19 protein-coding genes and 1 pseudogene are annotated in these 25,570 nt (G+C 62.3%); 8 read left to right on the plus strand and 12 right to left on the minus strand.

Translation table 11 applies throughout. From position 1 onward, the window contains the following. Positions 1-164: 164 nt before the first annotated feature. Entirely contained in the window at positions 165-1,688 is a 1,524-nt protein-coding gene (locus ACNQPL_RS11640; protein WP_016488901.1) for a fumarate hydratase, read from the minus strand. 275 nt (positions 1,689-1,963) lie between these two features. Here ACNQPL_RS11640 and ACNQPL_RS11645 point away from each other — a divergent pair, with 275 nt between their 5' ends. Continuing rightward, positions 1,964-2,902, plus strand: coding sequence for an iron-sulfur-binding ferredoxin reductase (locus ACNQPL_RS11645; protein WP_416466793.1), 939 nt, complete (start codon positions 1,964-1,966; stop codon positions 2,900-2,902). 10 nt (positions 2,903-2,912) lie between these two features. On the opposite strand, the gene ACNQPL_RS11650 is transcribed toward ACNQPL_RS11645, so the two are convergent. The 3 genes from ACNQPL_RS11650 to pyk all read right to left on the minus strand — a co-directional run bounded on the left by ACNQPL_RS11650 (position 2,913) and on the right by pyk (position 9,523). Continuing rightward, positions 2,913-5,324 carry an RHS repeat domain-containing protein gene (locus ACNQPL_RS11650; protein ID WP_416466794.1) on the minus strand — a complete coding sequence of 804 codons (2,412 nt, stop codon included), beginning with the start codon at positions 5,322-5,324 and terminating at the stop codon, positions 2,913-2,915. Then, positions 5,321-7,954, minus strand: coding sequence for a hypothetical protein (locus tag ACNQPL_RS11655; RefSeq protein WP_416466795.1), 2,634 nt, complete (start codon positions 7,952-7,954; stop codon positions 5,321-5,323). Before ACNQPL_RS11655 ends, ACNQPL_RS11650 begins: the two co-directional genes overlap by 4 nt. A 114-nt stretch (positions 7,955-8,068) precedes the next feature. Further along, positions 8,069-9,523, minus strand: a complete 1,455-nt coding sequence (gene pyk / locus ACNQPL_RS11660; protein WP_346614543.1) for a pyruvate kinase — start codon at positions 9,521-9,523, stop codon at positions 8,069-8,071. 180 nt (positions 9,524-9,703) lie between these two features. On the opposite strand from pyk, the gene ACNQPL_RS11665 reads away from it, so the two are divergent. From ACNQPL_RS11665 to sbcB, 3 genes are all read left to right on the plus strand, one after another. Further along, positions 9,704-10,090, plus strand: coding sequence for a tetratricopeptide repeat protein (locus ACNQPL_RS11665; RefSeq protein ID WP_416466797.1), 387 nt, complete (start codon positions 9,704-9,706; stop codon positions 10,088-10,090). A gap of 122 nt (positions 10,091-10,212) precedes the next feature. Beyond that, positions 10,213-10,572 (plus strand): PilZ domain-containing protein, encoded by a 360-nt coding sequence (locus tag ACNQPL_RS11670; protein ID WP_346614569.1) that lies wholly within the window; start codon positions 10,213-10,215, stop codon positions 10,570-10,572. Between the two features lie 46 nt (positions 10,573-10,618). Next, positions 10,619-12,055, plus strand: coding sequence for an exodeoxyribonuclease I (gene sbcB, locus ACNQPL_RS11675; protein WP_416466799.1), 1,437 nt, complete (start codon positions 10,619-10,621; stop codon positions 12,053-12,055). Between the two features lie 81 nt (positions 12,056-12,136). Here the strand turns inward: sbcB and mvaT are convergent, their stop codons facing one another. Beyond that, positions 12,137-12,514, minus strand: a complete 378-nt coding sequence (mvaT, locus tag ACNQPL_RS11680) for a histone-like nucleoid-structuring protein MvaT (protein ID WP_346614540.1) — start codon at positions 12,512-12,514, stop codon at positions 12,137-12,139. Between the two features lie 296 nt (positions 12,515-12,810). On the opposite strand from mvaT, the gene purU reads away from it, so the two are divergent. Next, on the plus strand, positions 12,811-13,662 hold the full coding sequence (gene purU, locus ACNQPL_RS11685) for a formyltetrahydrofolate deformylase (RefSeq protein WP_346614539.1): 852 nt from the start codon (positions 12,811-12,813) through the stop codon (positions 13,660-13,662). Between the two features lie 189 nt (positions 13,663-13,851). Here purU and ACNQPL_RS11690 read toward each other — a convergent pair whose 3' ends face one another. From ACNQPL_RS11690 to ACNQPL_RS11710, 5 genes and pseudogenes are all read right to left on the minus strand, one after another. Then, complete coding sequence (locus tag ACNQPL_RS11690; RefSeq protein ID WP_346614537.1) at positions 13,852-14,844, minus strand: lysylphosphatidylglycerol synthase transmembrane domain-containing protein; 993 nt, start codon at positions 14,842-14,844, stop codon at positions 13,852-13,854. Further along, positions 14,841-15,605: a DUF2334 domain-containing protein gene (locus tag ACNQPL_RS11695; protein WP_416466801.1), complete on the minus strand. Its 765-nt coding sequence runs from the start codon at positions 15,603-15,605 to the stop codon at positions 14,841-14,843. The genes ACNQPL_RS11690 and ACNQPL_RS11695 overlap by 4 nt, the downstream gene beginning before the upstream one ends. Next, a complete protein-coding gene (locus ACNQPL_RS11700) occupies positions 15,598-16,719 on the minus strand; it encodes a glycosyltransferase family 1 protein (RefSeq protein ID WP_346614535.1) in 1,122 nt (373 codons plus the stop codon). Before ACNQPL_RS11700 ends, ACNQPL_RS11695 begins: the two co-directional genes overlap by 8 nt. Before the next feature lie 135 nt (positions 16,720-16,854). Then, a complete protein-coding gene (locus tag ACNQPL_RS11705; RefSeq protein WP_416466864.1) occupies positions 16,855-17,619 on the minus strand; it encodes a methyl-accepting chemotaxis protein in 765 nt (254 codons plus the stop codon). Positions 17,620-17,712: 93 nt separating this feature from the next. Continuing rightward, positions 17,713-18,960, minus strand: a pseudogene (locus tag ACNQPL_RS11710) (cache domain-containing protein); the annotation flags it as partial. On the opposite strand from ACNQPL_RS11710, the gene ACNQPL_RS11715 reads away from it, so the two are divergent. Further along, a complete protein-coding gene (locus tag ACNQPL_RS11715) occupies positions 18,896-20,371 on the plus strand; it encodes a helicase HerA-like domain-containing protein (RefSeq protein WP_416466802.1) in 1,476 nt (491 codons plus the stop codon). The pseudogene ACNQPL_RS11710 and the gene ACNQPL_RS11715 overlap by 65 nt on opposite strands. 96 nt (positions 20,372-20,467) lie before the next feature. Here ACNQPL_RS11715 and ACNQPL_RS11720 read toward each other — a convergent pair whose 3' ends face one another. Then, positions 20,468-21,940, minus strand: a complete 1,473-nt coding sequence (locus ACNQPL_RS11720; RefSeq protein ID WP_346614532.1) for an inorganic phosphate transporter — start codon at positions 21,938-21,940, stop codon at positions 20,468-20,470. 317 nt (positions 21,941-22,257) lie between these two features. Further along, positions 22,258-22,458, minus strand: a complete 201-nt coding sequence (locus ACNQPL_RS11725; protein ID WP_346614531.1) for a hypothetical protein — start codon at positions 22,456-22,458, stop codon at positions 22,258-22,260. Positions 22,459-22,924: 466 nt separating this feature from the next. On the opposite strand from ACNQPL_RS11725, the gene pcaR reads away from it, so the two are divergent. Continuing rightward, complete coding sequence (gene pcaR / locus ACNQPL_RS11730; protein WP_387525556.1) at positions 22,925-23,800, plus strand: pca regulon transcriptional regulator PcaR; 876 nt, start codon at positions 22,925-22,927, stop codon at positions 23,798-23,800. Between the two features lie 310 nt (positions 23,801-24,110). Next, complete coding sequence (locus ACNQPL_RS11735) at positions 24,111-25,454, plus strand: MFS transporter (RefSeq protein WP_346614529.1); 1,344 nt, start codon at positions 24,111-24,113, stop codon at positions 25,452-25,454. Positions 25,455-25,570: the final 116 nt, after the last annotated feature.

A 25,570-nucleotide genomic window follows, 5' to 3' on the forward strand; every position in this document is an offset into this window, starting at 1 on the left:
AGATCAGCGATTGCAGGGACGCTGCAGCACCAGCGGATGACGGTGTGTTCGCCAATGTCCTGCGGAAAAAAACACCCTGCGAAAGCGTAGCCATCGCAGGGTGTTGGTTTGAAGCGCTGGCAACCGATCCATCGAGAAACGGTTTCTCTTGCCTCAATGCTGCTTCACTTCACTTCCACTGCCAGGCTCTCGGCAATCTTGCTCTGCCACAGGGCAGGGCCAGTGATGTGCACCGACTCACCGTTGCTGTCTACGGCGACGGTAACCGGCATGTCCTTGACCTCGAACTCGTAGATCGCTTCCATGCCCAGCTCGGCGAAGGCCAGGACCTTCGACTTGCGGATGGCCTGGGCCACCAGGTAGGCAGCGCCACCAACGGCCATCAGGTACACGGCCTTGTTGTCCTTGATCGCTTCGATGGCGGTCGGGCCACGCTCGGACTTGCCGATCATGCCCAGCAGGCCGGTTTGCTCAAGGATCTGGCGGGTGAACTTGTCCATGCGGGTAGCGGTGGTCGGGCCGGCAGGGCCTACCACTTCGTCACCGACCGGGTCGACCGGGCCTACGTAGTAGATGAAGCGGCCTTTCAGGTCCACCGGCAACGCTTCGCCACGGTTGAGCATTTCGACCATGCGCTTGTGCGCGGCATCGCGGCCGGTGAGCATCTTGCCGTTGAGCAGGATGGTTTCGCCCGGTTTCCAGCTGGCGACTTCTTCCGGGGTGATGTCGTCGAGGTTGACGCGGCGGGCACTGGGGCCGGCTTCCCAGACGATTTCCGGGTAGGCGTCCAGCGACGGCGCTTCCAGTTCGGCCGGACCGGAGCCATCGAGCACGAAGTGAGCGTGACGGGTGGCGGCGCAGTTGGGGATCATGCACACCGGCAGCGACGCGGCGTGGGTCGGGTAGTCCATGATCTTGACGTCGAGCACGGTGGTCAGGCCACCCAGGCCCTGGGCACCGATGCCCAGCTGGTTGACCTTCTCGAACAGCTCCAGGCGGATTTCTTCCAGGCGGTTCTGCGGGCCACGGGCTTTCAGTTCGTGGATGTCGATGGATTCCATCAACACTTCCTTGGCCATGACGGCGGCCTTCTCGGCGGTACCGCCGATGCCAATGCCGAGCATGCCAGGCGGGCACCAGCCAGCGCCCATGGTCGGAACGGTCTTCAGCACCCAGTCGACAATCGAGTCGGACGGGTTGAGCATGGCCATCTTCGACTTGTTCTCCGAGCCGCCGCCTTTGGCTGCGACATCGACCTCGACCTTGTCGCCAGGGACGATGGAGTAGTGGATCACCGCCGGAGTGTTGTCCTTGGTGTTCTTGCGGGCACCGGCCGGGTCGGCCAGGATCGAAGCACGCAGCACGTTTTCAGGCAGGTTGTAGGCGCGACGCACACCTTCGTTGATCATGTCGTCGACGCTCAGGGTGGCGCCGTCCCAGCGTACGTCCATGCCCACGCGCACGAACACGGTAACGATACCGGTGTCCTGGCAGATTGGGCGGTGGCCGGTGGCGCACATGCGCGAGTTGATCAGGATCTGGGCGATGGAATCGCGCGCAGCAGGCGACTCTTCACGCAGATAGGCCTCGTGCATGGCCTGGATGAAATCGACGGGGTGGTAGTACGAGATGAATTGCAGGGCGTCGGCGACGCTCTGAATCAGGTCGTCTTGCTTGATCACGGTCATGCAGCGCGCTCCTCTTAAAGACGGGAACATTCATAAAGACGCTCGACGGTGCCGACCAGCATGTCGAAACGCCTTGCAAGGCGCCGGCAGGTCAGGCCGGCGGAAAAAGGCGCGGCAGTATAGCGCGCATCTGTGCCGGGCACACCTTCGGCCGGTCTGGACCATGGTCGGCCGCGGGCAGGCACTGTTCTTGCTGTCTGGCTGAAGAGATAGGATGCTTGAGGGGGCCGCAAGGCAGCCCCGTCAAGATAAAGAGCCAGGAGAGATAGCTGACAATGCCCGAAATTTGCGTGGGCGAGCGCCGCTGGGCGGTGCCGACCGGCAGCAACCTGCTCGATGCCTTGAACGAGGCCGGGTTGAATGTGCCCTATAGTTGCCGCGCCGGTAGCTGCCATGCCTGCCTGGTGCATTGCCTGGACGGGCTGCCTGCGGACGCCTTGCCCGAGGCATTGGCGCTGGAGAAACACGCCCAGGGCTGGCGACTGGCTTGCCAGTGCCGGGTAGTGGGTGACCTGCGTGTGGCAGTGTTCGACCCGCAGCAAGATGGCATTCCCGCACAGGTTTGCGCACTGGACTGGTTCGGTGACGTGCTGCGCCTGCGCCTGCGGTCAGAGCGCGTACTGCGTTATCAGGCAGGTCAGCATGTGCTGCTGTGGAACGGTTCGCTCGCCCGGCCTTATTCACTGGCAAGCCTGCCGGGCGAAGACGACTTTCTCGAATTTCATATCGACTGCCAGCGCCCTGGTGTGTTTTGCGACAAGGCCCGCTGCCTTGAGGTCGGCGACGTGCTGCACCTGGGTGAGCTGCGGGGTGGGGCGCTGCATTACGAGCTGGACTGGCAAGCGCGGCCGCTGTGGTTGCTGGCTGCAGGTACCGGCCTGGCGCCGTTATGGGGCATCCTGCGCGAAGCGCTGCGTCAAGGCCATGAGGCTGACATCCGGGTCCTGCACGTGGCCGCGACGGCGCAGCAGCACTACCTGACGGGGCCCCTGGCCGCTTTGGCCGGGCAGCACCGGAATGTCAGCGTGGAGTGGATCGTTGCCGACCAGCTGCAAGCCTGGCTGCAAGGCTTGCGCCTGTCGTCCCGGCACACCGTGGCCTTGGCGTGTGGTGCGCCGGCGCGGGTCGAGCAGTTTGCGCGGCGCTTGTTCATTGCCGGGTTGCCGCGAAATCAATTGTTTGCCGATCCATTCGTCGACCGGGCGCCGCAGTGATACCAGCAGGCTATTGAGGGAAATACAGCCTGCCAGTCGCCAGCTCCTTGTCGGGGGCCGCGGAAAACGGCCCGGTGTGGCCCATCAGCTGGCGCCATGTGGATATCTGCTGCCTGGGCAGATTGCTGGTCTGACTCGTCACTTCAAGTGATTGCATGAAACCTGCGTGATGCACCCAGATGGGTTTGTCATAGCCGTGTACCGGCCGCTGCAGCACATTGGCAATGCGCTGTGCTGCACCACTCTTGCCGCCATAACAGGCCAGCAGGACGATGGGTTCGTTGTCGGCCATGCCGGCGAGGCGCGGTGCTATTTCCCGCAGGGCAACACGTACGGCATCTTCCACCTGGCCTGCGCCGTTCATCAATTGGCCAGCTTTGCTGCCGTGGGTTTCGAAGGCGCGGATGCCTTGCCCCAGGAAGTTGTAATGCATGGCAACGTCGTTGGCCACACCGTTGGCCGAGTAGATCACGGCGGTGTTTTGTACCTGCCGGGTGGCGGGCGTCATCGGGCTGGCGAATGCCCGCTTGGCATTGGCTCGGCCAGGTGAGCGGAGCGCTTTGCTGGCGACTTTGGCCGAGCCGGGCGCCATGCCGATAACGGCGCTGGCCAGGCCAGTACCCAGTGATATCCAGCCCAGTACGCTGGCGGCCTTTTCATCCGCGCCACTGGCTTGCATGGCCATGCTGGCGATGCCGGTGCTCAGGGAAATGGCGTTCAGTGCGGCATTGCCGATGGCCAGCGCTGCACTGCCGGTCAGCGCGCTGCCGCCATACAGGGCGACAACGGCGGGCACGGCGGCGCCTAGCGTGCTGATCGCGGCCGCTGCGCCAACCGCCAGGCCCACGCCTGCGATTGTCCAGCCGACCCAGCTGTGGCCATCGGGGTCGATGCGGTTGACGGGGTCACCGGCGCAGTACGCGTAGGCATTGAGCCCACCACGGTCGAATGGGCTGTCACTGTCGGGGCTGAGGAAGGTCATCAGCACGGGGTCGTATGGACGGTAGCCGGCAGGGATGTACCAGCCGGTCAGAGGTTCGCGGCGCAGCCCGGCAAAGCCGAACGGAACTTGCTGGTCGTTGTCGGGCTCGGCGCCATGCGGGCTGTAGGGGTGCTGGCGCAGTTGCTCGTCGGCGTGCAAGCGTACGCTGCCCTGGCCATCGCAGCCAATCAGGCGGGTAGTGCACTCGCCATCAACCTTGCAGCGCAAGGCAAACACTCCGGCGCCTTCGCCGATCAGTCCCAGGCGCTGCTCACCGTGCTGTTCGTGGGTCAGCTGGCCGGCGCTGTAGAAGCTGCGTACCCGGCTACTGTCCAGTTCACGTTGGCAGAGGTTACCGCTGGCGTCGTAGTGATACTGGCAGCTAGACCCGCTGTGTTCGACGCGTACCAGGCGGTCGAGGCTGTTCCAGGTCAAGTTGCGGCCCAGGCTGTCGGCGATGAGTCGGCCGCAGGCGTCGTAAGTCAGTTCGATCTGGGCCGGCCAGCTTGGGTGGGTATGGGTAATCGTGCTGATCTGGGTAGGGTCGTGCGCAGCGTAGCGGAACTCAGCTTCGTCCTGGCTGCCGTCGGCGAAGGTGCTGACGACTCGCTGATAACCGTCCAGCGGGTTGAGGATGTAGCGCTGTTCGACGATGGGGTTGCCGAACGGATCGAGTGGCGCCCCCTCGGGGCTGGCGCGGTAGCGTACCAGGCGGCCCCGCAGGTCGTAGTCGAAATACTCTTCGGCGCCGTCGACGCTGCGCTGGATCACCTGATCGAGGGCGGAATAGGCCAGGGTCAGGGTGATGCTTCGCTCCCCGGCGGCATCGCTTACGGTGTAGACGCTGCGCTGTTCGCGGCCCATGGTGTCGTAGCTGATCCACCTGGTCAGGCGCCGTGCGCGGGCCGGGTCGTGGGTAGTAATGCTAAGCGGGCGGGAGAGGGCGTCGTAGCTGAACTCGGTTTGTATGCCGTCAACCTCGAGGCGCTGCAGGCGCCCGAACCGGTCGAGATGGCGGTGGTGTTCTACCCCCGCAGCGTCGATGAAACCCACTGGCAACCCGTTGAGCGAATGGCGCCAATGGGTGCTGTGCTCGACCTGGTCGACGTTCCAGCCATCGCGCAGGGGCAGCCCGGAAGGCGTGCGTTGCCAGCTGAGGCTGCCGAGCCCGCCGCTGGCACCGGTCGGAATGCCGAGCGTCGTGTGATAGGTCAGCTGCTGCTCGGCTTCGCCCTCGGCTGCGGTGCCCAGCAGGGCATTGCCCAGCAGAGGTTCGTAGCGGTAGGTCACGCGCTGGCCGTCGGCCAAGGTGTTGGCGACGGGCGGCAGTTGGGCTGGCCGGTAGTGGTAGTGGGTGGTGCGCCCGGCAACCTGAACCGAACGTTGCCGGCCAAGGCCATCGAAGGTCTGACGGCCGAGTATCCAAGTGGTATCGCTCATGCGTGTGCCTCCCCGGTGTCCAAGCTGACGGCAATGCTTTGCGGGTGATGGCCATCACTGTGCTCGGCGAAGGTCCAGGTCACCACGGTATTGTCCGGCAGGCGCTTTTCGATGATGCGTGAGTAGGCGTCATGGCGCATGCGCGTGACGATGTCGGGTGAACCTTCGACCTGGATGCGCTGCTCGATGACCCGGTCGAGGCCGTCGCGAAGCAGTAACAAGGTGCGGGTGCGTTGCCCGCGCGTATCATAATCCTGCTGTTCCACCAGGCTGCCTGCGGCGTTGCGCAAGGTTACCTGGCGCGGCCCCATGAGCTTGCCTGCCGCTTGCCACTGTTCGCTGCGGCGGGTGATGGGGTCGTGACGCAGATGCTGCTCGATGCCTTCCAGGCTGGTGACCTGGCAGGCCTGGCCCCAGTCGTCGTAGCGGGTGGTACGGGTCAGGGTTAGCAGGTTGTCGGCCTTGAACCAGTCCAGCGAGGTCTGGCTGACCAGGCGGCCGAGCGCATCGTATTGGTTGCGGCTGGTTTCGTGGAATACGCCTGGGCTGTTGTCGAGGTCCTCGAGCTGGACGCTCACAACTCGGCCTTCGCCATCGAGCCATTGGCGCTGTCGGCGGCCGGTGATATCGACCTGCTCGATCAATACCGGGTTGTATTGATCGCTCGGCCTGGCTTGTCTGGCGAACGGGTCGTTGAGGTGATAACGGGCTAGACGCTCGGTCTGATAAGTGCTGTCTGCGGCAGCCCTGGTACGCACCACCCGGCCTAGTCGGTCATATTCATAACGGGTGATGGCACCACTGTCGTGCCGCTCCCAGAGGGTCTGGCCGGTGAGCAGCGATTGCGCATGAGCTGTGCACGAGCGGTTTTCTTCATCGTTCTCGAAGCCCTGGAGGGACACTTCGGTGACCAGTTCATGCTCTGTGGCACTGTAGCTGTAAAAGATGGTCGTGCACTTGCCGCCAATTGTGACGACGCTCTTTTCTTCCCGGCCATAGGTGGCACCTGCAGTGGTCAGATAGAACTGCCGGGTGTGTTCGATCACCCGGCCCTCCGGGCCTTCAAGCTGCTCGCTGGCCACCAGCACGTGTGGCAATGCGCCTTCGATCAGCGACGGCAGCGCCTGGTAGGTATAGGTGGTGCTCAGGACAGGCGCCGCGCCCTTGGCAATGATGGGAACAACGGTCTTCTTCCTGAGCAAGCGCACTCGGCCGAGAGCGTCTGCGGGGCAGCCTTCGGCACCTTCTGCCGGGTAATACTCGTAGCGTTCCTGAACGCCGCTGGGGAAAAGCACGCGCAGTGGGTTGCCAAAGTCATCATAGGCATAGCGGGTGCTCTCGCTGCGGCTTTCGCCGGGGCGGGAATGATCCAGATAGGTGACCGATACTTCGTGGGGCAGCTGGCACCAGGCCGGTTGCTCCTCCCAGCTGAGCGCCGGGTCGACGCCGTACAGCGTCCGCTCACGTGTTTCGCATTGCCCCCGGCGGGTCACTTCACTTACCTGCAGGTGGAAACGGTCCCAGGTGCGCTCGACTGTGCCCAGAACTCTACCTTGGCCATCGGTCTGTTCTTCCACCACCTGGTACAGGTAGTCGCTGTTGACCTGGTAGAGGTTGTCCCGCCCGCTCTGCCATTCGAACGCCTGGTCACTGCCATAGCCCAGGTGGTTGTGATCCCCTATCCACTGGTAGCTGCGCTGGAGTTCACTGCCCGGGCCAGCGCTGGTATGGGTCCAGGACATGACGCGTGGCAGGAAGGCCAGAGGGCCGCCCTCGGGCATGCGCAGGCCTTCGCTGTTCTGGGACCAGTGGACGATGTCGCGGGCACCGAGTGGGCCGACAAAGCTGCGTGGCAACAGAAGCTGCCCTTGACCTGGCAGGTTCAGGGCGTCGTACTCTATTTCGAACGGCTGGTCGATGTCAGGCAGGTACAGGTGGCTCAGGCACTCATTGCTCATCAACACACGCACAGTAGCGGCCTGGGCCGTTTGAGGATTGAGCACGAAACGCAGTTCACTGGCTTCGTTTTCCAGGGCCAGCAACGTACGGGTTTCATCGCGGATCCTCGCCAGCATCGATATGCCGTCGCTGAAGGGTCGCCAGTCGAAATACAGGCGGCGCCCTTCGGGGGAACGCATCTCCTCAAGCAAGTAGCGGGCGCTGTCGTCCTGTTGGCGAAGAATCTCGCTTTCGCCGGTTTGCTTGTCCACCCGCAGTGCGCCATCGGCTTGCCGGGTCACCGTGAAGGTAGGCAGTTTCTGATCGAAGAACACCAGCCGGCCCCCGCTACCTGGGTCGGAATTCATCAGGTCGATTGCAAAATGCTCGCCTGAAGCCAGGCTCAGGCGCGGTCTATCCTGATCAAGGTTGATCTCCGACAGCCCCAGGTTCCAGCCCAGGCCATAGCCACGGTTACTGGAGGAGGCCAGGGTGCTGAAGGCCAGTGTCACGCTCAGCGCAGGCCCGCACAGCTGGTTGGCGGGGGGCAGTGGCAGGGCTATGGCCAGGGAGAACTGGCCCGTTCGGTTGTCGACGGCGGTCTTGAAGCAATCAATAAAGTTGCCGGCTTGGGAGTGTAGGGGAGCGTCACTCATGATCAGGTTCTCGTCATCGAGGTGAAGAGAACCCATTCAACGACACGCGGCGCATGAGCTGGCGATAGATAAGTCTTTGAGCGCAGGCGTCGCTTTAAAAAAAAGCCCCGACAGAAACTGTACGGGGCTTTTGCACCATGCGATCAGCGATCAACCGACCAGCGGATCACCGACATGCAGGATTTTCATGCCGTTGGTGCCACCGATGGTGTGGTAGCTGTCACCTTTGGTCAGGATGACCCAGTCGCCTTGCTCCACCAGCCCACGCTTGAGCAGTTCGTCGACCGCCGCCTGGCTCACCTTGTCGGCCGGCAGCGATGCCGGGTCGAAAGCGATCGGGTAGACGCCGCGGAACATCGCGGTACGGGCCTGGGTGGCGCGGTGCGGGGTCAGTGCGTAGATCGGCACGTGCGAACGCAGGCGCGACATGATCAGCGGGGTGTAGCCACTTTCGGTGAGGGCGATGATCGCCTTGACGCCGGGGAAGTGGTTGGCGGTGTACATGGCCGCCAGGGCGATGCTTTCGTCGCAGCGCTCGAAGGTGGTGTGCAGGCGGTGGCTGGACTTCTGGTTGGTCGGGTGCTTTTCGGCACCTTGGCAAATACGCGCCATGGCCTGTACGGCTTCGATCGGGTAGGAACCGGCGGCACTTTCGGCCGACAGCATCACCGCATCGGTGTTGTCGAGCACGGCGTTGGCCACGTCGGACACTTCGGCGCGGGTCGGCATCGGGTTCTGGATCATCGACTCCATCATCTGGGTCGCCACGATCACCGCTTTGTTGTTGCGGCGGGCGTGCTGGATGATCTTCTTCTGGATGCCGATCAGCTCGGCGTCGCCGATTTCCACGCCCAGGTCGCCACGGGCAACCATGACTGCGTCGGAGGCGGCGATCAGGCCGTCGAGGGTCTCGTCGTCGGCAACGGCTTCGGCGCGCTCGATCTTGGCCACCAGCCAGGCGCTGCCGCCGGACTCGTCACGCAGCTTGCGGGCGTATTCCATGTCCTTGGCGTCACGCGGGAACGACACGGCCAGGTAGTCCAGGTCCATTTCCGCGGCCAGCTTGATGTCGGCCTTGTCTTTTTCGGTCAGGGCCGGAGCGGTCAGGCCGCCACCTTTGCGGTTGATGCCTTTGTGGTCCGACAGGGGGCCACCGACGATCACCACGCAGTGCAGGGCATCAGCGGTGGCGGTCTCGACGCGCATGACCACGCGGCCATCGTCGAGCAGCAGTTCGTCGCCGACGCCGCAGTCCTTGACCAGGTCCGGGTAGTCGATACCGACGATGTCCTGGTTGCCTTCGGTCAGCGGGTGAGCGGTGGAGAAGGTGAACGTGTCACCGACTTTCAGTTCGATGCGCTTGTTGCTGAATTTGGCGATGCGGATCTTCGGACCCTGCAGGTCGCCCAGCAGTGCGACGTGGCGACCATTCTTGGCAGCGATCTCACGGATCAGGCGGGCGCGCGCCTTGTGCTCGTCCGGGGTGCCGTGGGAGAAGTTCAGGCGTGCCACATCCAGGCCGGCGAGGATCAGTTGTTCGATCACTTCCGGCGAGTTGCTGGCGGGGCCAAGGGTGGCGACGATTTTGGTACGGCGGATGGTCATGCACAGACTCCTATAGTGAAGCGCAGCGAAAGGCTACTCCTGAATCGCGCTGTAGTCATTGTTCCGTTGCACTACCTGCAAGCAGTGCAGGGTGGCATTTGAACGGGCGGGGTATCCTTGCAAAAGCCTGTGAAGATTTGGCGGCAAAGGCCGATACACTGGCATCAAAGGAGATCCCCCATGCGAGCCCTGATCGTTTTAGCCTTGGCGGCCAGCGCCGTCGGCTGCACCCGTTGGTCCATGGACCACCATTTGAACAACGCCTACCGCGCCTACGACCGTGGCGACTGCCAGCAGGTCATGCTCGAGCTGTCGCAGGTCGACCGTACCAGCCGCGCGCGGCCGTTCATCCATCCGGAAGTGTCACTGCTGCGGGGCCAGTGCCTGGAGCGCCAGCAACTGTTCGTCGATGCTGCGCAAACCTACGAATACCTGATCCAGCAATACCCGCGCAACGAATACGCCTACCGGGCCAAGGCGCGGCTGCAGACACTGCAGCAGCTGGGCCACTACCGCGGTGGCGAGGCGGCCGTGGCCATCCCGGTGAAGGCCTCTCCTTGGCGTTAATACCAAGGTATCGTTTATTTCACGGGATTTGCCGCCGACGCTGCGCTAACCTGTAACTTAGCTGTTACAACAACCGCCAGTACCTCGCATTCCTGGCATCGGGTACGGACTGCACTGTGACCATGTTCAACCAGCGTCATATCGAACGCCATCAGTTGCCTTGTGTTCTCAAGGTCTTCAACCGTTTTACCGATCAGCCGATCGGGCAGTTGGGTAATGCCTCTGAAGATGGCCTGATGTTGATAAGCCAGCTACCTGTGCTGGTCGGGCCCGATTTCGAGCTGCAATTGCGCCTGCCGCTGGCCGGTGGCGGTTTTCAGTTCATCAACCTGACCGCCAGTTGCCTGTGGTGCCGCGAGGATCAGACCCCAGGGCATTACGACTCGGGGTTCATGCTGCTGCAAGCCCCGCGCGAGTACGACGAATTCGTCCGCTCGCTGCGTGACTATTTCAGTTTCCACCCAGCCAACGCTTCCGTCTGAGGGCAGGTCCGCTAGAATCGGGGCGACCTTGAATCAGGACGCTCCCGTGACCTCCAGCATCTTCTGGCACGACTACGAAACCACTGGCATCAACCCACGCTGCGATCGGCCGCTGCAGGTCGCAGGCCTGCGCACCGACTTCGACCTCAACGAGATCGACGAGCCGATCAGTCTTTATTGCCGCCCCTCCGACGATATCCTGCCGCACCCGGCAGCCTGCCTGGTAACCGGCATCACGCCCCAGCAATTGGCCAACCAAGGGCTGTGCGAAGCCGAATTCATGACGCGAGTGCATGAGCAACTGGCGCGCCCTGGAACCTGCGGGGCGGGTTACAACACGCTGCGTTTTGACGACGAAGTTACCCGTTACAGCTTGTACCGCAACTTCTTCGACCCCTACGCCCGTGAGTGGCAGGGCGGCAACAGCCGCTGGGACTTGATCGATGTGGTACGCACGGCGTATGCCCTGCGCCCGGAAGGCATCCAATGGCCGCAACAGGACGGGCGCACCAGCCTGCGCCTGGAACTGTTGAGCAAAGCCAATGGCATTGACCATGGGCATGCACACGAGGCACTTTCCGACGTGCGGGCCACCATCGCATTGGCCCGCCTGATACGAGAGAAACAACCGAAGTTGTTCGAGTGGCTGTTCCAGTTGCGCAGCAAGCACAAAGTGATGGAGCAGATCCGTTTGTTGCAGCCGATGGTTCATATATCGGGGCGCTTCTCGGCGGCGCGCAATTACCTGGGCGTGGTCTTGCCGTTGGCCTGGCACCCGCGTAATCGCAATGCACTGATTGTGTGCGACCTGCATCAGGAAACCCTACCGTTGATAAGGGAAAGTGCCGAGCTACTTCGTGAACGCTTGTACACGCGCCATGAGGAATTAGCTGAAGGGCAATTACCCGTGCCATTGAAGTTGCTGCAGATCAATCGCTGCCCGGTGGTGGCGCCGCTTTCGGTTTTACGCCCGGCGGATCAGCAACGCCTCGGCATCGATTTGCCACTGCTGCAATCACGCGGTGAGGCGTTGGCCAATCAACAAGAAGAATGGCAACACAAGCTGGAGCACATCTACAGCAAGGATGACTTCACCCCAAGTGAAGATCCGGAACAACAGTTGTATGACGGTTTTCTGGGGGACCGTGACCGGCGCTTGTGCGAGCAAGTGCGCACGCTGGACCCTGCACAGTTGGGGCAGGGGCATTGGATGTTCGATGACCCGCGCATGCCCGAGTTGTTGTTCCGTTACCGGGCCCGTAACTTCCCCGAGACCTTGAACAGTGAAGAGCGTCAGCGCTGGTATGGCTTCTGCCAGCAACGCCTGAGTGACCCGCAGTGGGGCGCACCGAACACGCTAGGGGACTTCGAGCAGGCCCGGCAGAGCGCCTGGGCCAGCGCCGACGAGGCGGGGCGGCGGGTACTGGATGCCTGGCAGGCCCATGCGCGGCAATTGGCTGAGCAATTTGCAATCGGCGCTTGAGTGTTGATGCATGCGCAAACAAGAACGCCGGCATTGAGCCGGCGTTCTTGTTACAAGCAGTAGCAGCAGGGCTGCGGACAATCAGTCCAGCAGAGTCGCCCAGCTTTCAACCACATCACCACCCCACTTGGCTTTCCATTCTTTCAGGGTTTTGTGGTTGCCGCCTTTGGTTTCGATTACTTCACCGTTGTGCGGGTTCTTGTATTGCTTGACCTTGCGCGCACGCTTGGTGGCGGTGGCCTTGACTGCGCCACGTGGGGCTTTGCTCAGTTTCGACTCTGGGTCGAGCAGGGCAATGACATCACGCAGCGACTTGGAGTATTCGCCCATCAGCGTGCGCAGTTTGCCTTCGAACTCCAGTTCTTTTTTCAGCTTGTCATCCTGCGACAGGTTGGCCAGGCGGGCCTGAAGTTCCTTGATGGCTTCTTCGGTGGCGCGGTACTCGTTGATCAGAGACATGGAGTGTTCCTTGATGCATGTTCAGAGAATGTGTGGGGCAATAATAGACAGGCGAAAGTCTCAAGTAAACATATTAATCAATTGATCAAGTGTTAATACGGCTGTGACAAAATATCTCAAGGTTAAGAAAAATTTACATAAGCCCTGCAGTTCGTCATGTTTTTCATCTGTTGCTAGCGACAGGCTGCCGCAGCCCGTTGGCCAAGGGGGGCGCTACCGGTGGGCGCAATGATTACTGCGTTTTTTCGAGCGGGCCGCTAGAATGAGCGCCTTTGCGAAGTTCTGGAGTCTTATTCATGCGCACCTATCGTCTGGTGATCGCCTGCCCCGACCGTGTTGGTATCGTGGCGAAAGTCAGTAATTTCCTGGCTTTGTACAATGGCTGGATCAACGAAGCCAGCCACCACTCCGATGAGCAGAGTGGTTGGTTCTTCATGCGCCATGAAATTCGTGCTGAATCGCTGCCGTTCGGTATCGAGGCCTTCCGCGAAGCATTCGCGCCGATTGCCGAAGAGTTCTCCATGATCTGGCGAGTGACGGATTCTGCGCAGAAGAAACGTGTTGTGCTGATGGCAAGCCGCGAATCCCACTGCCTGGCCGACTTGCTGCACCGTTGGCACACGGCCGAGCTGGATTGCGAGATTCCTTGCGTGATTTCCAACCACAACGACCTGCGCAGCATGGTGGAGTGGCACGGTATTCCGTTCTTCCACGTACCGGTCGACCCGAAAGACAAGGCACCGGCGTTTGCCGAAGTGTCGCGCCTGGTTCAAGAGCACGCGGCTGACGTCGTGGTGCTGGCGCGCTACATGCAGATCCTGCCGCCGCAGCTGTGCCAGGATTACGCCGAGAAGGTGATCAACATCCACCACAGCTTCCTGCCTTCGTTCGTCGGCGCCAAGCCGTACCATCAGGCCGCCCTGCGGGGTGTGAAGCTGATCGGTGCGACCTGCCACTATGTGACCGAAGAGCTGGACGCCGGCCCGATCATCGAGCAGGACGTGGTGCGTGTTAACCATGCCGACAGCATCGAGGACATGGTGCGCTTTGGCCGTGATGTCGAGAAGATGGTGCTGGCGCGTGGCCTGCGTTACCACCTGGAAGACCGCGTGCTGGTGCATGGTAACAAGACGGTGGTATTCGACTGATACACCCAAGGGGGCTGCCACGCAGCCCCCAATACCGATGGGGAGCAATGATGGCAACTTCCCGCAACAAGCCCGCCGTTTCACTGCCGCCGACCCTCGGCGAGGGCTGCCTCGCGCGTTACGACCCCGAAGCCCTGAGTGAAGAAGACGGCACTGACTTTCCCGATGCCGCCGAACTCTGGCGCCAGCTCAACTCGCCTGACGCCGCCAGCGCTCCAGCAGCGGGCGCGCCAGCAGGCAGACAAACACCGGCCCGCCCGCCAGCAGATAAAAATAGTAAGTAACCGCGCGCCAGATCAGGATCGCTGCGGCAGCTGTCGAGCTGCCCACCAGTGGCGTCAGCAGGCTTGCCGACGTCAGCTCGGCGGCGCCGGCGCCGCCGGGTAGCAGGCTGAACTGCCCAGCGCTGAGCGAGAGCATCTGCACCAGAAAGCTCGGGATCCACGAAAGCTCCACGCCCAGGCCTTGCAGCACCAGGTACAGCACGCTGTAGCGCAGGCTCCAGTGCACACAGGTGAGTGTAAACACCAGCGCGAGGGTGCGTTTGGGCAGTTGCCAGGTCTGCGCCAAGGCATCGATGAAATGCAGCACCTTGCGGGCCCAGCGCCGTTTACGCCGTGGCGCCGTGCCCAAGCGCTGCAGAAGTCGGCCGTTGAAGCGCATGACTGCGCGCCGATAGCGCAGCAGCGCCACTATCGCCGCCAATGCCGAGCACAGCAGCAGGGCACTGCCCAGCAACATGCTCTCCTGGCTGCGGCCCAGGCTGTGGAACAACGCGTAGCCGGCAATTGCCAGCATGGCGCAGAAGAAGAACAGCAGGTCATTGAGCTGGTCCATGGCGAACACCGCACCGCTGCGCGCTGGGCCGATACGGTCGCGGGCCAGCAATGCCATGAGCGTCAGTGGGCCACCGCTGCCCCCCGGGGTGGTGCAGATGGCGAACTCAGTGGCCATCACCACGCCGAGGCTGCGCATGCGCCCCAACGTGGCCCCATGCTGACCCAGCAGCAGGCGCAACCGGATAGCGTTGATGACCCAGCACAGCAGGATCATGCCTAGCAACGTCAGCATCAGGCCGGGGTCGAAGGCCTTGAGCCTGGGTAGCAGCTCATTGCCGCCCAGCACTGCAGGGACCAACACGGCAAACAGCACCGCCACGGCCAGCCAGCCCAGGCGGTTCATGCGCTCACCTGGCGCTCCAGCCAGGCCGATTTGGTCAGCGGCTCACGGCCTTGCAACAGCAGTTTGTCGAGGGTGTGCAACCAGTAGTTGCGCGAAGAGCGGTGGCGCATGTCTACCGGGTGCAGTCCCAGGCGCAGGGTTTCCGCCGCCCCCCAGCGCTTGCACTGCCAGTCGCAGACTACCCTGGACAAGCTTCGGCGCCAGGCGCTGCGCGCGCTCCAGACCAGGCCCGGGGCATCGAAGGCGGTAAAGTCTGGCAAACGGTACAAATGCTGGGGGGTGCTGGTGTAGCGCAGCGGCAGTTGGCGCAAGGCCTGGCGCGTGCCCTGGCTCATCAGCCAGGCGGGGGCGACGAAGCCTGCGACTGGCCAGCCTTGGCGGTCGAACAACGCAAGCCCGGCCTCCAGGCGCTGCATCGCCTGCGCCTGGTCAAGGGCATAGAACTCCCCTTCATGGGTATAGATGCGGCGCATGAAGTAGTCGCCGAGGTTGCGCGGCGTTGGCCCGTCGTCGGCATGGTAGAAGCCATGCAGCGCCAGCTCATCGCCGCGCGCCAGGCGCCGCTCCAGCAGGCGGCAGAAGGCCGGGGAGTGCGCCAGGGGGTTACGGTGATGGAAGTCCGGCACTACCAGCCAGGTCATGGGCACGTCGCCCATTTCGTCCACGGCCTCGATGAAAGGCTGATAGTCCGGCCAGGTTTCGGGGGCGACGTCGTGCAGCACCAGCATCAGGCTGGCCCGTGTGGCGTTGGCCTCAGCCATGGGCGCGCACCAACGGCTGGTGGCCCAGCACTGCCTGGTAGTGCTGCAGCAAACCGTTGACCACGTTATCCCACGAGTAATGCTGCTCGACATGGTTACGCGCCTGCGCCCCAAGCGTGCGTACGCCCGCCTCGAACGCTTCGCGCACTGCAGCCGCCATGGCCAGGCCATCGTTGGCGCGGCAGAGGCGCCCGCACTGCTCGTTGACGATCTCGCCGAACGCCCCGGCGCGCACGGCCACCACGGGCGTGGCACTGGCCATCGCTTCAAGGATGACCAGGCCGAAGGTTTCCTGGTCGCCGGCATGCACCAGCAGGTCGGCGCTGGCCACCAGCCTGGCGACCTCGTGGAGGGGGCAGAAGTGATTGATCACGCTGACGTTGTCAGGAACGTTGGCGGGCATGTTCGAGCCCACCAGCAACAGATGGTAGGGGCGGCCCAGGCGCTGCATGCAGTCGAGCAGCACTGGCAGGTTCTTTTCCCGCGAACCGCGGCCAGCGAAGATCAGCAAGCGGCTGGTATCGGGGATGCCCAGTTCGGCGCGTAGCTGCGGGTCGCGGTGGTTCGGGTTGAAGGTCGCGAGGTCAACGCCCAGGCGCTGCACATGCACATCGCGCACGCCCAGGCGGCGCAGCTTGTCGGCCATCACCTGGCTGGGGGCCAGCACCCGGTCGAAATTGCCGTACAGCTTGCTGACGTAGGCTTCGACGTTGGGCGTGAACCAGTTGCCCATGCGGTTGCTGACCAGCAACGGCAGGTCGGAGTGGTAGAAGCCGATCACTGGTACATCGAGCTGACGCCGCGCCTCCAGGGCTGCCCAGGCGGTCAGGTAAGGGTCGCCAACCTCGATCAGGTCTGGCTTGAGGCCGCGCAGCACATTGCACCAGGGCGCCAGGCGCACCGGGAAGCGGTAGCCTTTGCCAAAGGGCAGGGGAGGTGCGGGGACATGGTGGACACCATCGGCGTGGTGCGCGCTGGCACCGGGAATCAAGAGGCTATGGCGCACCCCCTGAATAGCGCCGAGGCGGTGATGTTTGGCATCAAGATAAGTCCGTACGCCGCCGCTGGCCGGGGCGTAGAACATGGTGATGTCAGCGATGTGCACGATCAGCATCCCTCCGGGATCGTCTTCGGGTCTGTCACCCGGCTGTAAAGAGCCGGCGATGACACGCCTAAAGGTTGACCTCTCTGAAGGATAGTTTGTTCGGTTGAGTTAGCGGCAAGCAGCTTTGCTGCTTGCCGCCTGAGGTCAGATGCGGAAGCTGCCCACCAGGTGCTTCAGGCGGGTGGCCTGCTGCTCCAGGTCCGCACACGCCCGCAGGGTGGCCTGAAGGTTTTCGACGCCTTCCTGGTTGAGCAGGTTGATCTCGTTGATGTCCATGTTGATCGAGTCGACCACGGCGGTCTGCTCTTCGGTTGCGGTGGCTACCGACTGGTTCATGCCGTCGATCTCGCCAATGCGCACGGTGACGCTGTCGAGGCGTTCGCCTGCCTGGTTGGCGATGGCGACGCTGTCCTGGCTGTGGCGCTGGCTCTGGCCCATGGTGTCGACCGACTCGCGGGCACCGACCTGCAGCTCTTCGATCATGCTCTGCACCTGTTGCGCCGACTCCTGGGTGCGGTGCGCCAGGTTGCGCACTTCGTCCGCCACCACGGCGAAACCACGGCCGGCCTCACCGGCTCGGGCGGCTTCGATCGCGGCGTTGAGCGCCAGCAAATTGGTCTGCTGGGAAATACTGGTGATCACCTCGAGGATCTGGCCGATGTTCACCGTCTTGCTGTTGAGCGTTTCGATGTGCGCGCTGGAGGTGACGATCAGGTCCGACAGGCGGTTCATTGCCGCGATGTTGCGCTCCACCACCTGCTGCCCTTCTTCGGCCAGCAGGCGTGCCGAGCTGGCATGCTGCGAGGCCTGTGCGGCATTGCCGGCGATCTCCTGGGCGGCGGCGCCCAACTCGTTGATGGCGGCGGCGACGCTGTTGGTGCGGTTGGACTGCTCGTCGGAGTTGCTCATCGACGAATTGGAGGCACTGATCACCTGCAAGGCCACTTCATTGACGCGTTCGGTGGCCGAAGACACTTCGCGGATCGAACTGTGGATGCGCTCGACGAAACGGTTGAACGCCGTGCCCAGAATGCCGAACTCGTCGTGGTTGTGAATGTTCAGGCGCTTGGTCAAGTCGCCTTCGCCTTCGGCGATGTCTTCCATGGCGCGGGTCATGGTCAGCAGCGGTTGCATGAGCACGCGGATCAGCAGGCCGAGCAGGCCAATGATGATCACCACCGCCACCACGGTGGCGATCACCGCAGAAGTGCGGAAAGTGCTGAGCATGGAGAAGGCTTTGTCTTTATCCACCGACAGGCCGATGTACCAGTTGGCCGACGGCAGGCCTTTGATCGGGGCGAAGGTCAACAGGCGGGTTTGCCCATCGGCCTGGACTTCGGTGAGCTGGCTGGACAGTTTCGGCGTGTGCTGCGGGAACAGGTCCGACAGCGACTTCATGACCAGTGCCTGGTCCGGGTGCACCAGGACCTTGCCCTGGTCGTTGACCAGGAAGGCGTAGCCCATGCCGCCGAAATTCAGCGAGTTGATGATCTGTACCAGGCCATCCAGGGCCAGGTCGCCACCGACCACGCCAACGCTGCTGGACACCTTGCTGAGGATGCCGATGACCATCTTGTTGGTGGTCATGTCGATGTAGGGCTCGGTGAGGATGGCGCCCTGGGCGTTCATGCCGTCCTTGTACCAGGGGCGGGTGCGCGGGTCGTAGCCTTCGGGCATGGGCGAGTAGGGGCGCACGCTGAAGCCGCCGTCGACCTTGCCCAGGTACACGGTCAGAAAGCTCGAGGTCAGGGCATTCTGGCCCATCAGTGTTTCGGCGTTGGCAGGTTGCTGGGCGATGTTTTGCGCCAGGTTTTCCACCAGCTTGATACGGCCTTCGAACAGGTTGCGAATGTTGGTTGAAGTGGACGCGCCCATTTCAGCCAGATAATTCTCCAGATCTTCGCGGATGGCATTACGCTGGAGATAATCGTTGTAAAGGGTGAACAGGCTGAAGGCGAGTATCACGATCAGTGATGCGGCCAAGAGGATCTTGTGGCTGAAACGAAGGCTTTTATTCATGGCGTAATCGGTTCCGCTAAGGTTTTTATCGGGCGTTCGCACGAGTACCGCTATAAAACAGTGCAACATCCCGAAAGTCCTTCCAGGGGTGTTCTGTCTTTTAAGGCGAATATCATCCAGACGTATCGGCCGACGGGTGGTCAAGCTTGAGCAGGGGATTAAAAAGATGCCGGAATCTTCGACCATAGTTGTAGGCGCTGGCCTGGATGGCCAGCCTGTCAAACAAGCCATGCGCCTGGCCAACCGCCACGGGCTGGTCGCCGGTGCTACCGGCACAGGCAAGACCGTGACCTTGCAGCACTTGGCGGAGGTGTTCAGCGACGCCGGCGTGGCGGTATTCGCCGCCGATGTCAAAGGCGACCTGTGCGGTGTCGGTGCTGCCGGTGCGCCGCAGGGCAAGGTGGCCGAGCGGATCGCCGGTATGCCATGGCTGGGGTACAAGCCGCAGGCATACCCCTTGAGCCTGTGGGACATCGCCGGGCAAACCGGCCACCCGCTGCGCACCACGCTCAGCGAGATGGGGCCGCTGTTGCTCGGTAACCTGCTGGAGCTGACCGACAGCCAGCAGGCGGCACTTTATGCCGCGTTCAAGGTGGCTGATCGAGAAGGCCTGTTGCTGCTCGACATCAAGGACCTGAAGGCGCTGCTCGCTTACTTGAAAGACCATCCGCAGCTGTTGGGCGAAGACAGCGCGCTGATGACCACGGCCTCGACCCAGGCCTTGTTGCGCCGCCTGGCAACGCTTGAGCAGCAGGGCGCCGAGGCGCTGTTCGGCGAGCCGGCGTTGCAGCTGGAAGATTTGTTGCGGCTGGACGGCGATGGGCGCGGGCGAATCCACCTGCTCGATGCCAGCCGGCTGGTGCATGAAGCGCCGAAGGTCTACGCCACGTTCCTGTTGTGGCTGCTGGCCGAATTGTTCGAACAGCTGCCGGAGCGTGGAGATGCCGACAAACCGGTGCTGGCATTGTTCTTCGATGAGGCGCATCTGTTGTTCAACGGCACCCCCAAGGCCCTGCAGGATCGCCTGGAGCAAGTGGTTCGGCTGATTCGCTCCAAGGGTGTCGGGGTGTTCTTTGTCACCCAGTCGCCAAGCGATCTGCCGGACAGCGTGCTGGCCCAGTTGGGTTTGCGTATTCAGCATGGCTTGCGCGCGTTCACCGCCAAGGAGCAGAAGGCACTGCGGGCCGTGGCTGACGGTTTCCGCCCGAACCCGGCGTTCGATACGTTGGCAGTGTTGACTGAGCTTGGGATCGGTGAGGCGCTGGTGGGTACGCTCGAAGAAAAGGGCACGCCGGCGATGGTGCAGCGGGTATTGATAGCGCCGCCACAATCGCGGATCGGGCCGTTGAGTGCGGGCGAGCGCAGTGCCTTGATTGCCGGGTCTGCATTGGCGGGGCGCTACGACAAGCCGATCGATCGTGAGTCGGCCTATGAAATGCTGACCCAGCGCAAAGGTGAACCGGTCGAGCCCGTACCAGTGCCGAAGGCGGACGAAGAGAGCCTGGCCGACAAGGCCGGGGATTTTCTGCAGAGTGCGGCAGGGCAGGCGATCAAATCGGCGGTGCGCCAGGCGGCCAATCAGTTCGGGCGGCAGTTGGTGCGCGGGTTGATGGGGTCGTTGCTCGGAGGCAAGAAGCGCTAGCGTGCCTGTAGGAGCGGGCTTGCCCGCGAAGGGGCCATTACTGACACATGAAAAAGGCGCCTGCTGAAGGCGCCTTTTTCATTGCAGCAAAATCACTTAGCCAATCGCTTTCGACGCCAGCCAGAACAGGCCAGCCGCCAGGCCCATCGATGCTGGCAGGGTCAGCACCCAGGCCAGCAGGATGGTTTTGACCGTGCCGCCCTGCAGGCCGCTCTTGTTGGCAACCATGGTGCCGGCCACACCGGACGACAGCACGTGTGTGGTCGAAACCGGCAAGGCGAAGACGTTGGCCAGGCCAATGGCGCAGGCCGCAGTAATCTGCGCCGACATGCCCTGGGCATAGGTCATGCCCTGTTTGCCGATCTTCTCACCCACGGTCAGTACCACGCGCTTCCAGCCGACCATGGTACCCAGGCCCAAGGCCAGGGCTACCGCCACGATTACCCAGAACGGGGCGTATTCGGTGGTGGCAGTGAGGTCCTTGCGCAGCTTGTCGAGGTCGGCTTTTTCACGCGCGTCCAGGCCTGGCAGTTTGCCGACCTTCTTCGCGGTGTCATCCAGGCACAACAGGTAGCGACGCACTTCCACGCGTTTTTCGGCATCCAGTGCGCGGTAATCGGTCACACCCTGCAGCGAGGACTGCAGTGCGGCGATGGTTGGCTCGGTCTGCTGAGGGTTGCAGCTGAACTGCTCTGGCAGGTCGCTGGCCTGTGCCTTGCCGAGCGCCAGGAACTCGCCCAGGGTCGGGGCGTTGCGCTCGTAGAACTGGCTCAGGTGCAGGGTCGCGTCGCGGGTGCGTTCGATCTGGTAGGTGGTGCTGTTCAGGTCAAGCACGAACTTGGCCGGGACGATACCGATGAGTACCAGCATGATCAGGCCGATGCCTTTCTGGCCATCGTTGGAGCCGTGCACGAAGCTCACGCCCATCGCCGAAATGACCAGCACCAGGCGGTTCCAGAAAGGCGGGTGTTTTTTGTCGTCGAGCTTGCGACGCTGCTCTGGCGTCTTGTGCATCTTCGACAGCGGGCGCCACCATTTCAGGCCGATCAATACCAATGCTGCAACAGCGAAGCCAGCCATGGGCGAAACCACCAGCGACATGGCGATGTCGATCGCCTTCTGCCAGTTGACGCCGTCACCCAGTGGGATGTCGTTGATCATGGCATTGGCCAGGCCCACGCCGAGGATCGAGCCGATCAGGGTGTGCGAGCTGGAGGCCGGGATGCCGAAGTACCAGGTACCCAGGTTCCAGGTGATGGCCGCAGCCAGCAACGAGAAGACCATGGCCAGGCCATGTCCGGTATTCACATTGATGAGCAGTTCGACCGGCAGCAGGTGAACGATGGCATAGGCCACCCCGACACCCCCGAGCAAAACCCCAAGGAAGTTGAACACCCCGGAGAAGAACACGGCCAGGTGTGGCGGCATGGCTTTGGTATAGATGACGGTGGCTACCGCGTTGGCGGTGTCATGAAAGCCATTGATGAACTCGAATGCGAGCACGAAGGTCAAGGCGAGCAGCAGGCTCACCAATACCCATGCATCCAGTCCGCTGAATAAATCGATCATGAAGGTTGTCTGGCGGTCATTTGGGGGGCGGGATTATGCCAGAAAACAATGGCAATCGATGCACCCGCAGCTGACCGATGGCAGCTTTGTGAACCGCATCCAAACGCTATCCCAGACGTAAAAACACAGGAAAGGTTCCGTTAAAAGCTACTAAAAAAGCCAAAATCCGCCAAATGTCTGAAAAACGGTCAGGTTGCCTGGCGTTCAAACGGTCGTATGAAATTTGTGTAATTCCATTTCATCCTCGGCCTTTCGGTCAGGATTTTCCGCGTCGAGGGTGCGCTGCCCGCGACGCGAGTGAGCACGGGGGCGGCTGCTCAGGGTTCGTCGCTGCGCAGCTCCTTTTCCATCTTTTCCAGTTCTTGGTTAAAGGCCTGGTCCTGGACCGTGGCCCTTTTTCGCCAAGGCTTGCGCTCCGGCTCCGGTTGAGCGGCGTAGGTGGTGACTTCACCGCCGTAAACTTCCTTGTAACGTTCAGCCTGGCGCTCGAGTTCCGCGCGCAGTTCATCTTTCGTCACAGTAGTACCTGAATGTAAAAGTGCTGGTGTTGCGTGCAGGTGCAAGTTGCCCATGCACAGGATGTGCTGGTTTTCGGATAGGGGTCAGGCCAGTGTTGCCATGCCGGAGTACCGATCCGGGCCAGCAGAATCGATTATAGCAATCGATAAAACGCCAAACAGTCTTATTTACCCAACCCTGACGTGTAATGTCAAAGTTTGCGACTTTAGTCGGCGGTGTATTCTTTTGAACGGACCTGGCGGCGGAAGTTCGCTGCGGTAAAGAGGCCGGGGCGTACAAATAAAACGGCCTCGCACGAAGGCGAGGCCGTTGCCTGGGGACTTCTACGGTGGGTACCTGACCAGTCTCTCCAAAGAAGCCACAAGTGGCAGGAGAAAGGTATAAGCAAACGTGTCAGCGGTCAATTGCGATTATCGGCCGTTTGTTCGATAATCGCACGAAGCAGGGTTTTTTTTGAGGTGAGCGATGAGTGACGAAATCCCGGGCAACGAATCTGCCAGCCCAGAGTCGGCACGCCCGACGACACCGGCAATGGCGCCGCCCATCGTGGCTTCACCCGCCAAGCGCATACAGGCCTTTACCGGCGATCCAGACTTCATGACGTCGCTGGCGCGGGGGCTTGCCGTCATCCAGGCATTTCAGGAGCGCAAGCGCCACCTGACCATCGCCCAGATCAGCCACCGCACCGAGATCCCGCGTGCGGCCGTGCGCCGTTGCCTGCATACGCTGATCAAGCTGGGCTACGCCACCACCGACGGGCGCACGTATTCGTTGCTGCCCAAGGTACTGACCCTGGGCCATGCCTACCTTTCGTCGACGCCGCTGGCGGTGTCGGCCCAGCCTTACCTGGACCGTATCAGCGACCAGTTGCACGAGGCCGCCAACATGGCCACCCTCGAAGGCGACGACATCCTTTATATAGCCCGTTCGGCCACTGTCGAACGGCTGATATCGGTGGACCTTTCGGTTGGCGGGCGGTTACCGGCCTACTGCACGTCGATGGGGCGCATCCTGCTGGCGGCGATGGACGACACCAGCCTGCGCGAATACCTCGATCGCGCCGACCTCAAGGCTCGTACAAGCCGTACCCTGCATGATGCCGAGTCGTTGTTCGCGTGCATCCAGCAGGTACGCGCTCAAGGTTGGTGTGTTGTCGATCAGGAGCTCGAGCAGGGTCTGCGTTCCATCGCGGTGCCTATCTATGACGCCTCGGGGCAGGTGCTGGCGGCGCTGAATGTCAGTACCCATGTGGGGCGCGTCAGCCGCAGCGAGCTCGAGCAACGGTTCCTGCCGATCCTGCTGGCATCCAGCCGTGATCTTTGTCATCAGCTGTTTGGTTGATCAAACGGGCGCTGCCGTGCACCACTGTCGAGCACGGCTACCGTTTCCTGTTCGATAAACGCACAGTGTCGCTCTGGGTGAATTGCGCCCCCTTCATTCGCTGATTAATGTCTCTCGCAACGGTCGGCTTTGCCGACCGCACAAGAACAACATTAGAGGCGCACACCATGACCACTGTCACTTCGCGGCCGCACCCGCACGCAGTACCGTTGTATCCAGGCTGACCCAGGCCACACTTCATCGACGCTGAACCCTGTACTGGTTGCTCTCGTGCAGTGGCCCGACCGTGCCCCATTTCTGGATAACAACAATGAACAAACCACAATCCGTCGGGACCTGCCTCGACGTCCAGTCGTTCATCAATGACCAGCCGCTGTCGCGCTTTCAATGGCGCGTGGTGATCCTCTGCTTCCTGATCGTCTTCCTCGATGGCCTGGACACCGCCGCCATGGGCTTCATCGCCCCGGCCCTGTCGCAGGAGTGGGGGATCGACCGCGCCAGCCTCGGCCCGGTGATGAGTGCCGCCTTGATTGGCATGGTGTTCGGTGCCCTGGGTTCTGGCCCGCTGGCCGACCGATTCGGCCGCAAGGGCGTGCTGGTCGGCGCGGTATTGGTGTTTGGCGGCTTCAGCCTGGCCTCGGCCTATGCCAGCAACGTCGACCAGTTGCTGGTGCTGCGCTTTTTGACGGGCCTGGGGCTGGGCGCGGGGATGCCCAACGCCACCACGCTGCTCTCCGAATACACGCCTGAACGCCTCAAGTCGCTGCTGGTCACCAGCATGTTCTGTGGCTTCAACCTGGGCATGGCCGGTGGTGGGTTCATTTCCGCCAAGATGATCCCGGCCTACGGCTGGCATAGCCTGCTGGTGGTCGGCGGGGTGCTGCCGCTGTTGCTGGCGGTTGTATTGCTGGTCTGGCTGCCAGAGTCGGCGCGCTTTCTGGTGGTGCGCAACCGCGGCACCGACAAGGTACGCAAGACCCTGGCGCCAATTGCCCCGGCCGTGGTGGCGCAGGCGGCCAGTTTCAGTGTGCCGGAGCAGAAAGCGGTCGCTGCGCGCAACGTGTTCGCGGTGATCTTCTCCGGCACCTATGGCCTGGGCACGATGCTGCTGTGGCTGACCTATTTCATGGGCCTGGTAATCGTCTACCTGCTGACCAGCTGGCTGCCGACGCTGATGCGCGACAGCGGTGCGAGCATGGAGCAGGCCGCCTTCATCGGTGCGTTGTTCCAGTTCGGCGGGGTGCTCAGTGCCGTGGCGGTCGGTTGGGCCATGGACCGCTACAACCCGCACAAGGTCATTGGCATCTTTTACCTGTTGGCCGGCGTGTTTGCCTACGCGGTAGGGCAGAGCCTGGGCAACATCACCGTGCTCGCCACCCTGGTGCTGATTGCCGGGATGTGCGTGAACGGTGCGCAATCGGCCATGCCGTCGCTGGCGGCGCGCTTCTATCCAACCCAAGGGCGCGCCACCGGCGTCTCCTGGATGCTCGGCATCGGCCGTTTCGGCGCGATTCTCGGTGCCTGGAGTGGTGCGACGCTGCTGGGCCTGGGCTGGAACTTCGAGCAAGTGCTGACGGCGTTGCTGGTACCGGCAGCCCTGGCGACCGTAGGCGTGATTGTGAAAGGCCTGGTAAGCCACGCGGACGCGACCTGAGCGCGCCTCCAGGGGCTGCGCTGCAGCCCGCTACGGAGATGGATAGCAAGGCAACATACAGTTCGATAATCGCACAAAGAGTCGATTATCGGATTGTAAGCGACCCACCACTCTCC

The sequence above is a fragment of the Pseudomonas sp. LFS044 genome (assembly GCF_047978245.1).
In the GTDB taxonomy this organism is placed as follows: domain Bacteria; phylum Pseudomonadota; class Gammaproteobacteria; order Pseudomonadales; family Pseudomonadaceae; genus Aquipseudomonas.

Bases quoted from the DNA above. Each gene is read 5' to 3' on its own strand.
- ACNQPL_RS11640 (WP_016488901.1), bottom strand. From the start codon at position 1,688: ATGACCGTGATCAAGCAAGACGACCTGATTCAGAGCGTCGCCGACGCC.
- ACNQPL_RS11645 (WP_416466793.1), top strand. From the start codon at position 1,964: ATGCCCGAAATTTGCGTGGGCGAGCGCCGCTGGGCGGTGCCGACCGGC.
- ACNQPL_RS11650 (WP_416466794.1), bottom strand. From the start codon at position 5,324: ATGAGCGATACCACTTGGATACTCGGCCGTCAGACCTTCGATGGCCTT.
- ACNQPL_RS11655 (WP_416466795.1), bottom strand. From the start codon at position 7,954: ATGGGTTCTCTTCACCTCGATGACGAGAACCTGATCATGAGTGACGCT.
- pyk (WP_346614543.1), bottom strand. From the start codon at position 9,523: ATGACCATCCGCCGTACCAAAATCGTCGCCACCCTTGGCCCCGCCAGC.
- ACNQPL_RS11665 (WP_416466797.1), top strand. From the start codon at position 9,704: ATGCGAGCCCTGATCGTTTTAGCCTTGGCGGCCAGCGCCGTCGGCTGC.
- ACNQPL_RS11670 (WP_346614569.1), top strand. From the start codon at position 10,213: ATGTTCAACCAGCGTCATATCGAACGCCATCAGTTGCCTTGTGTTCTC.
- mvaT (WP_346614540.1), bottom strand. From the start codon at position 12,514: ATGTCTCTGATCAACGAGTACCGCGCCACCGAAGAAGCCATCAAGGAA.
- purU (WP_346614539.1), top strand. From the start codon at position 12,811: ATGCGCACCTATCGTCTGGTGATCGCCTGCCCCGACCGTGTTGGTATC.
- ACNQPL_RS11690 (WP_346614537.1), bottom strand. From the start codon at position 14,844: ATGAACCGCCTGGGCTGGCTGGCCGTGGCGGTGCTGTTTGCCGTGTTG.
- ACNQPL_RS11695 (WP_416466801.1), bottom strand. From the start codon at position 15,605: ATGGCTGAGGCCAACGCCACACGGGCCAGCCTGATGCTGGTGCTGCAC.
- ACNQPL_RS11700 (WP_346614535.1), bottom strand. From the start codon at position 16,719: ATGCTGATCGTGCACATCGCTGACATCACCATGTTCTACGCCCCGGCC.
- ACNQPL_RS11705 (WP_416466864.1), bottom strand. From the start codon at position 17,619: ATGAGCAACTCCGACGAGCAGTCCAACCGCACCAACAGCGTCGCCGCC.
- ACNQPL_RS11715 (WP_416466802.1), top strand. From the start codon at position 18,896: ATGCCGGAATCTTCGACCATAGTTGTAGGCGCTGGCCTGGATGGCCAG.
- ACNQPL_RS11720 (WP_346614532.1), bottom strand. From the start codon at position 21,940: ATGATCGATTTATTCAGCGGACTGGATGCATGGGTATTGGTGAGCCTG.
- pcaR (WP_387525556.1), top strand. From the start codon at position 22,925: ATGAGTGACGAAATCCCGGGCAACGAATCTGCCAGCCCAGAGTCGGCA.
- ACNQPL_RS11735 (WP_346614529.1), top strand. From the start codon at position 24,111: ATGAACAAACCACAATCCGTCGGGACCTGCCTCGACGTCCAGTCGTTC.